Origin of the sequence: Propylenella binzhouense (assembly GCF_009866965.1) — a bacterium.
Taxonomy (GTDB): Bacteria; Pseudomonadota; Alphaproteobacteria; order Rhizobiales; family Afifellaceae; genus Propylenella; species Propylenella binzhouense.
Window position 1 is genome coordinate 1 of sequence record NZ_SPKJ01000150.1, and the last position, 6877, is coordinate 6877.

Consider the following 6877-nt stretch of genomic DNA (forward strand, 5'->3'; position numbering starts at 1 on the left):
GCGCGACCGGCGGCGGGTGCGGCGATCCGGCGCGCGGCCGGCCCGGCCCGCCGCGCCCCGGCCGCCTTCACGGCTGCACGATTGTCAGCTCGAGCGGCCAGTCGTCGACGCATTCCTTCCCGGTCGCGGTGACGATGAAGGTATGGCCGACGAACATGCCGAGCATGCCGTCCGCGGTGATCGGATTGGGCTCCGGCATCAGCACCATGCCGGGCTTCATGATCTCCTCGAACGGCTCCACGTCGATATGGTCCTGGAAGACGTGCGGACCGTCGGAGACGAAGTCGATGCCGTGGACGTGGATCGGGCGCGACTGCACGCCCTTCTCGCGGAAGAACTGGCCGGCGATCCTGAGCCCGTCGACCGGCTTGCCCGGCCCGATCGCGGCGATCATCCGCTCGTAGCCGGGCCTGGCGATCTCGTCCCAGAACCGGCGCAGCTCAGCCGGCGGCTCGCCGAGGCAGATCGGCTGCCCGATCTGGGCGCTGAAGCCGCGATAGCCGGCGGCGAGCTCCATCAGGATGATGTCGCCCGGCTCCAGCCTGCGGGAGGATGGCCGCGGATTGCCGAAGACCTGGGCCGGGTCGGCCATCGGCGTGGAGCCGATGATGAGGAAGTCGATGTCGCCGTTCCCCTCCAGGATCGCCGCGCCGGCCGCGGCGCGGAGCTGGTACTCCGTGACCCCCGGCCGGGCGCGCGCGGCGATCGCCTCCATCGCGGCGGTGCAGAGCCTGCCGGCGTGGCGCACGCAGTCGAGCTCCTCCTCGCTGTGGACCGAGAGGAGCTCGTGCATGATGCCCTTCGTGAAGACGAGCTCCGCCTCCGGCAGCGCCTCCTTGAGCGCATTGTACTGGTTGACGGGCAGGTAGTCGCCGTGGCGGGGATCGACCTCGAGCAGGCCGATCCGCCCCTTCTCGCAGCCGAGCTCGCGGATCCGCTCGGCCATCACGCGGCCGAACTGGCCGTTCCGGCTGGAGCGCACGTCGGAGAGCGCGCCCGCCGTCTCGCGCCGGACGGCTTCGCAATGCGTGCCGCCCATCGAATAGACGAGCGTCGGCTCGCCCTCGCGCGGGAAGACGACGTAATTGGCGAGGGCGTGCCATTCCCAATGGCCGGAGAGCCACGTCATGCCGCCGCCGAAGCTCCAGTGGCTCGGCCCGCCGGGGCAGATCACCACGTCGAGGGCGAGCTCCTGCATCTTCGCCCGGAGCGCGGCATGCCGGCGCCGGTACTCCGCGGGCGAGAAATGCTCGTAGACGGCCTCCCGGTAATAGGGCGTGCCGCGCATGCCGTTGAAGACCGGACCGTGATCGAGGCGGTGGCGGATCTCCTCCCAGGACCGGGGGGAGCTCGCGCTCGGTGTCGCGACGTTCATGGCGCTAGATCTTGCAGCCGTTGATTTCGGCCTCGCCGCCGGCCTTGGCGACGGCCTCCCTGGCGATCGAATCGTCGACGAGCTGCTCGTAGCTCGGCTTGGTCTCCTTCGGGATGTCGCCGATCTCGACATTGTTCTCGGCCGTCCATTCCATCCGCGCCCGGTCGAAGCCGGTATTGACGGCCCAGACGCAGTTCTTCGTGAGCACGTCCATCGCCGCGCGCACCGCCTCCTCCGGCTTCTCGGTCGCCTTGGCGATGATCGGCACGACCTTGTCGCGCTGCTGGTACATCGCGCGGTTCGCCTCGATCATGGCGGCCATCGCGTCGACGAGGAGCGGGCGGTCCCTGGCGATCATGCTGTCGGCCGCGCCATACATGTTGAAGACGTAGTCCGGCATCTTCTCGGCGAGCACCGAGAGGACGTGGAGCTCGGGCTTCTGCTTCTGGGCGAGGTAGACGTCCTCGGGATGGAGCGAGACGCCGTCGAGCTGGCCGGTCAGGAGCCCCGGAAGCCGGCCGGCGAGGCCCTGCGACACCCAGACCGCATCGTCGACGGTGAGGCCGGCATCGGCGAGCATCGCCCGGCCCATGCGCCAGTTGAAGCCGCCGACGCCGCCGCCGGCCGCGGAGAGGCGCTTGCCCTTGAGATCGGCCGGCGTCTTGACCTCGGCGCTCACCATGTAGGATTGCGGCAGCTTCGGCGCGAAGCCCCAGACCTGGTGCGCCTTCATGCCGTTGCCGACCATGATGTCGGTGACGTTGGCGATGATCTCGCCCTGCTGGAGCGCCGCGGAGAGCGCGGCCGAGGCGCCGCCCTCGAAGGCGATGATCTCCGGCGCGATGCAGTGCTTCTCGAAGAGGCCGAGCTCCTTCGCCACGTAGGGGGTGGTGTGGACGACGTTGGGCGGCACCACGGCGACGCCGATCTTGAGCGGCCGCATCTCCTTGCACGCCGCACCCTGCGCATGGGCGGCCCCCGCGGCCGCGCCGCAGGCGAGGCCCGAGGCGAGCGCCACCTTCAGTCCGATCTTCCAGAACGACATAGGTCTTCCTCCCCTGACGCCCCTTTCCCGGGGCTGTCCAACGAAGCTCAGTCGCGGTCGGCCGCCGCCGTCCACGGCGCCACCTTCTTCTCCATGATCCTGAGGAGCGCCGTCAGCGTGACGCCGAGAATGCCGAGCGCCACGATCGGCACGAACATCATGTCCACCTTGTAGGTCGTCGCGGCGCGCTGGATGAGGTAGCCGATGCCGGAGATCGCCGTGTAGAGATCGGCGATCACCATGCCGATCAGGCCGCGGCCGACGGCGAGCCGGAGGCCCGTGACGATGAAGGGCAGCGAGGCCGGAATGATGATGTGGCGCCACATCTGCCCCTCCGAGCAGCGGAACGCCTTGCCCACCTCGAGCAGCTTCTGATCGACGTTCTTCACGCCCTGATAGGTGTTGATCACCATCGGGAAGAACGCGAACAGGAACAGGATCACCGTCTTCGCCAGCGTGTCGTAGCCCGCCCACAGCACGATGAGCGGCACGAGCGCGACCGACGGCGTCGAGTAGAGGAAGGTGATGTACATGTCGAAGGCGAGGTCGGCCGTGCGGAAGCGCGCGAGGAGGAGCCCGATCGCGACGCCCGCCACGCAGGCCGAGACCAGCCCGTAGAAGAGCACGACGAGGCTCGGCCAGAGATATTGCCAGAGCTCGCCGCTGCCGATCATCCGCACCGCCGCCGCCGCCACCTTGACCGGCGTGGTGAAGAGGATCGGGTCGATCCGCGACCCGACGACCTGCCAGAGGAGCAGGAAGACGGCGAGCGAGACGAGCCGGATGACGAGCGCCTTCAGGCCCTCCTTCCGGCGCTTGGCCTCCGCCGCGCGGCGGGCGCGGACCTGGTCCTCGCCATAGCTCTCGGCCTCGGCGCCGGCATTCGGCGCGATGCCGAGGGCGGACGGGATCGAGCTCATCACGCTGCCTCCGCATGACGGGCGCGCCGCGGGCGCAGCTCGTTCCAGATATGCGCCCGCAGCTCCGCGAAACGGGGATCGGCGCGCACCGCATTGACGTCGCGCGGCGAGGCGAAGGGCACCTCGATCAGCTCCTGGATGCGGCCCGGACGCGCGCTCATGACGGCGATGCGGTCGCCGAGCAGGATCGCCTCGTCGATCGAATGGGTGATGAAGACCATGGTCTTGCGCTCCTCCGGCCGCTGCATCAGCGCGAGGAGCTCCTCCTGCAGCACCTCGCGCGTCTGCGCGTCGAGCGCGGCGAAGGGCTCGTCCATGAGGAGGACCGTCGGGTTCATGGCGAGGGCGCGGACGAGGCCGACGCGCTGCTGCATGCCGCCGGAGAGCTGGTAGGGATAGTGGTTCTCGAAGCCGGCGAGGCCGGCGAGCGCGAGATAGTGGCGGACGCGCTCGCGGATCGCCGCCTGCGCGACGCCCGCCATCTCCAGCCCGAAGGCGGCGTTGTGGTAGACCGTCTTCCAGGGCAGGAGCCCGAAATGCTGGAACACCATGGCGACGCCGTCGGGCGGGCCGGCGACCGGGCGGCCATGGACGAGGAGCCTGCCCTCGCTGATGTCGGTGAGCCCCGCGATGCAGCGCAGGAAGGTGGTCTTGCCGCAGCCGCTCGGGCCGACGACGCAGAGGACCTCCTGCGTCCGCACCGCGATCGTGAGCCGCCGGAACGCGACCACCGCGCCGTCGAGAAAGAGCTTGCTGGCGTCTTCCGCCTCGATCGCGGGCGCTCCCCCGCCTGCCGGAGCCATGCGCCGCTTCCTCCCGTTCCCTTATCTGCCCGCCGGGCGGCTTCTCGCGGGCCGCCTATGCGAACGATTGCAGAGTTGTATGCCCGTCCGACGGCAGGGGCAACATGAAAAAGGGGCGGAGCTGAGCGGACGGTCCCTCTAGCCCAAATGGCGAAGGGAACCGCGACCCGAGCCGGACGGGTTGACGCGCGGAAGCTCCGGGTGGAGTCCTCTGTCACCAAGGGAGAACGCCATGTCCGAGACGCCGTCCGCCGCGCTTGCGCAACCCGCCGCCCTCTCCGGCGAGCCCTCCCGGCCCCCCTCGCCCGAGGCGGCGCGGCTCATGGAGGGCTTCGCGTTCCGGCGCATCCCCGGCGCGGGCGCGGAGATCCAGGTCGCGGTCGCCGGCAGCGGGCCGCCCCTCCTCCTCATCCACGGCAACCCGCTGACCCTGGTCTCCTGGCACAAGGTCGCCCCCGCGCTCGCCGGGCGCTTCACGGTGGTCGCGACCGATCTCCGCGGCTACGGCGACAGCGAGAAGCCCGATGCCGGGCCGGACGGCTCGGCCTACACGTTCCGCGCGATGTCGGAGGACAATATCGCGGTCATGCGCGCGCTCGGCTTCGAGCGCTTCGCGGTGGCCGGCCACGACCGCGGCGCGCGGGTCGCCTTCCGCATGGCGCTCGACCATCCGGAGATCGTGACGCGCATGGCCGCGCTCGACATCGTGCCGACGCACCACGTGCTCACCAACATCTCGCTCGGCTGGGCGCTGGAATCCTATCACTGGCTGTTCATGGCCCAGAAGGCGCCGTTCCCCGAACACCTGATCGCCTCCGACCTCGACTTCTACATGCGCTACAAGCTGAACAAGAAGGGCGTCGGGCTCTCGATCTTCTCCGAAGGCGCGATGGCCGAGTACATCCGCTGTGCGACCCCGGACCAGATCCGCGGCGTCTGCGACGACTACCGGGCGACGATCCACCACGACTTCCCGATGGACAGCGCCGATTACGGCAAGCGCAGGATCGCCTGCCCGGTGCTGGCGATCTGGGGCGACAACAGCCATGTCGGCCGGCACTACCAGCCGCTCGCCGCCTGGGCGGAATGGTGCGACGACCTGCGCGGCTTCGCGGTGCCGACCGGCCACTACCCGGCCGAGCAGCGGCCGGACCTCATCGAGCCCGCCTTCCGCGCCTTCTTTTCCGGCGAGGAGCCGGCGCCGCCGGCCGCATGAGCGCGGAAGCGGAGACGCTCGCGCAGATCCGCGAGGCGGTGCGCTCGCTCTGCGCGGGCTTTCCCGGCCCCTACTGGCGCGCGCTCGACCGCGAGCGCGCCTACCCGGCCGACTTCGTGCGCGCCATGACGGAGGCGGGCTTTCTCGGCGTCCTCATCCCGGAGGCCCATGGCGGCAGCGGGCTCGGGCTTTCGGCGGCGGCGGCGATCCTGGAGGAGGTGCATGCGAGCGGCGGCAACGCGGCCGCGCTCCATGCGCAGATGTACACGATGGGGACGCTGCTCCGGAACGGCAGCGAGGCGCAGAAGCGGCGCTTCCTGCCGGAGATCGCGGCGGGCAGGCTCCGCCTTCAGGCGTTCGGCGTGACCGAGCCCGGCGCCGGCACGGACACGACCTCGATCCGCACCTTCGCCGAGCGCCGCGGCGACCATTACGTCGTGAACGGCCAGAAGATCTGGACCTCGCGGGCCGAGCATTCCGACCTGATGCTGCTCCTCGCCCGCACGGCGCCGAAGGAGGCGGCGGCGCGCCGGAGCGACGGGCTCTCCGTCTTCCTGGTCGACATGCGCGAGGCGGCGGGCCGCGGCCTGACCATCCGGCCGATCCGCACCATGCTCAACCACGCCACCACGGAGATCTTCCTGGAGGACCTCGCGCTGCCGGCCGAAAGCCTGATCGGCGAGGAGGGGCGCGGCTTCCGCTACATCCTCGACGGCATGAACGCCGAGCGCATCCTGATCGCGGCCGAATGCATCGGCGACGCGCGCTGGTTCGTGGAGAAGGCGAGCGCCTATGCCAAAGAGCGCGTCGTCTTCGGCCGCCCGATCGGGCAGAACCAGGGCGTGCAGTTCCCGATCGCGCGCGCCTTCGCGCAGAGCGAGGCGGCGAAGCTGATGGTGGAGAAGGCGGCGCGGCTCTTCGAGGCGGGCATGCAGTGCGGACCGGAGGCGAACATGGCGAAGCTGCTCGCCTCGGAAGCCTCCTGGGCGGCGGCCGACATGTGCCTCCAGATCCATGGCGGCTTCGGCTTCGCGGAGGAATACGACGTGGAGCGCAAGTTCCGCGAGACCCGGCTCTACCAGGTCGCGCCGATCTCGACGAACCTCATCCTCGCCTATCTCGGCGAGCACGTGCTCGGGCTGCCGCGCTCCTACTGAGCCGGCGCGGCCGGCGGCTCCGCGGGCGGCGCTTCCTCCCCGGCGGCCGGCGGGGGACCGCCTTCCGGCGGAGGCGGCGGCAAAGCGGCGTAGTGATTGGCGAGGGCCCGGATGTCGGCGTCGGAGAGGCCGCGGGCGGCGGCGATCATGATCCGCCCGGCGGGCGTCCCGTCCGGAATTCCCGCCGCGAAGAGATGGAGCTGCTGGTCGAGATAGCTCGCATACTGGCCCTCGAGATGCGGGAAGACGAGGCTCGGCGCCTCGCCCGGCTCGGGCCGCCCGTGGCAGGCGCCGCAGGCGGGGATGCCGCGGGCCGGATCGCCCGCTTCGGCGAGCGCGCGGCCGCGGGCGAGGAGCTCCG

7 protein-coding genes are annotated in these 6877 nt (G+C 70.5%); 2 read left to right on the forward strand and 5 right to left on the reverse strand.

The window, feature by feature from the left end:
• Window positions 1-67: 67 nt before the first annotated feature.
• Genes E4O86_RS21710 through E4O86_RS21725 form a run of 4 tightly spaced genes read right to left on the reverse strand, consistent with a single transcriptional unit; the run spans window position 68 to window position 4143 of the window.
• Window positions 68-1375 (reverse strand): M24 family metallopeptidase, encoded by a 1308-nt coding sequence (locus tag E4O86_RS21710; RefSeq protein WP_161142643.1) that lies wholly within the window; start codon window positions 1373-1375, stop codon window positions 68-70.
• Between the two features lie 4 nt (window positions 1376-1379).
• The gene (locus E4O86_RS21715) at window positions 1380-2420 is read right to left on the reverse strand and encodes an ABC transporter substrate-binding protein (RefSeq protein ID WP_161142644.1); all 1041 of its coding nucleotides are present in this window, start codon (window positions 2418-2420) and stop codon (window positions 1380-1382) included.
• A 47-nt stretch (window positions 2421-2467) separates the two neighbouring features.
• Entirely contained in the window at window positions 2468-3340 is an 873-nt protein-coding gene (locus tag E4O86_RS21720) for an ABC transporter permease (protein WP_161142645.1), read from the reverse strand.
• Window positions 3340-4143 carry an ABC transporter ATP-binding protein gene (locus tag E4O86_RS21725; protein ID WP_161142646.1) on the reverse strand — a complete coding sequence of 268 codons (804 nt, stop codon included), beginning with the start codon at window positions 4141-4143 and terminating at the stop codon, window positions 3340-3342. The genes E4O86_RS21720 and E4O86_RS21725 overlap by 1 nt, the downstream gene beginning before the upstream one ends.
• Before the next feature lie 232 nt (window positions 4144-4375).
• On the opposite strand from E4O86_RS21725, the gene E4O86_RS21730 reads away from it, so the two are divergent.
• The gene (locus E4O86_RS21730; protein WP_161142647.1) at window positions 4376-5359 is read left to right on the forward strand and encodes an alpha/beta fold hydrolase; all 984 of its coding nucleotides are present in this window, start codon (window positions 4376-4378) and stop codon (window positions 5357-5359) included.
• Window positions 5356-6516, forward strand: a complete 1161-nt coding sequence (locus tag E4O86_RS21735) for an acyl-CoA dehydrogenase family protein (RefSeq protein WP_161142648.1) — start codon at window positions 5356-5358, stop codon at window positions 6514-6516. Before E4O86_RS21730 ends, E4O86_RS21735 begins: the two co-directional genes overlap by 4 nt.
• Here E4O86_RS21735 and E4O86_RS21740 read toward each other — a convergent pair.
• A partial coding sequence (locus E4O86_RS21740; RefSeq protein WP_343039216.1) for a c-type cytochrome occupies window positions 6510-6877 on the reverse strand: 368 nt, incomplete at its 5' end. The genes E4O86_RS21735 and E4O86_RS21740 overlap by 7 nt on opposite strands.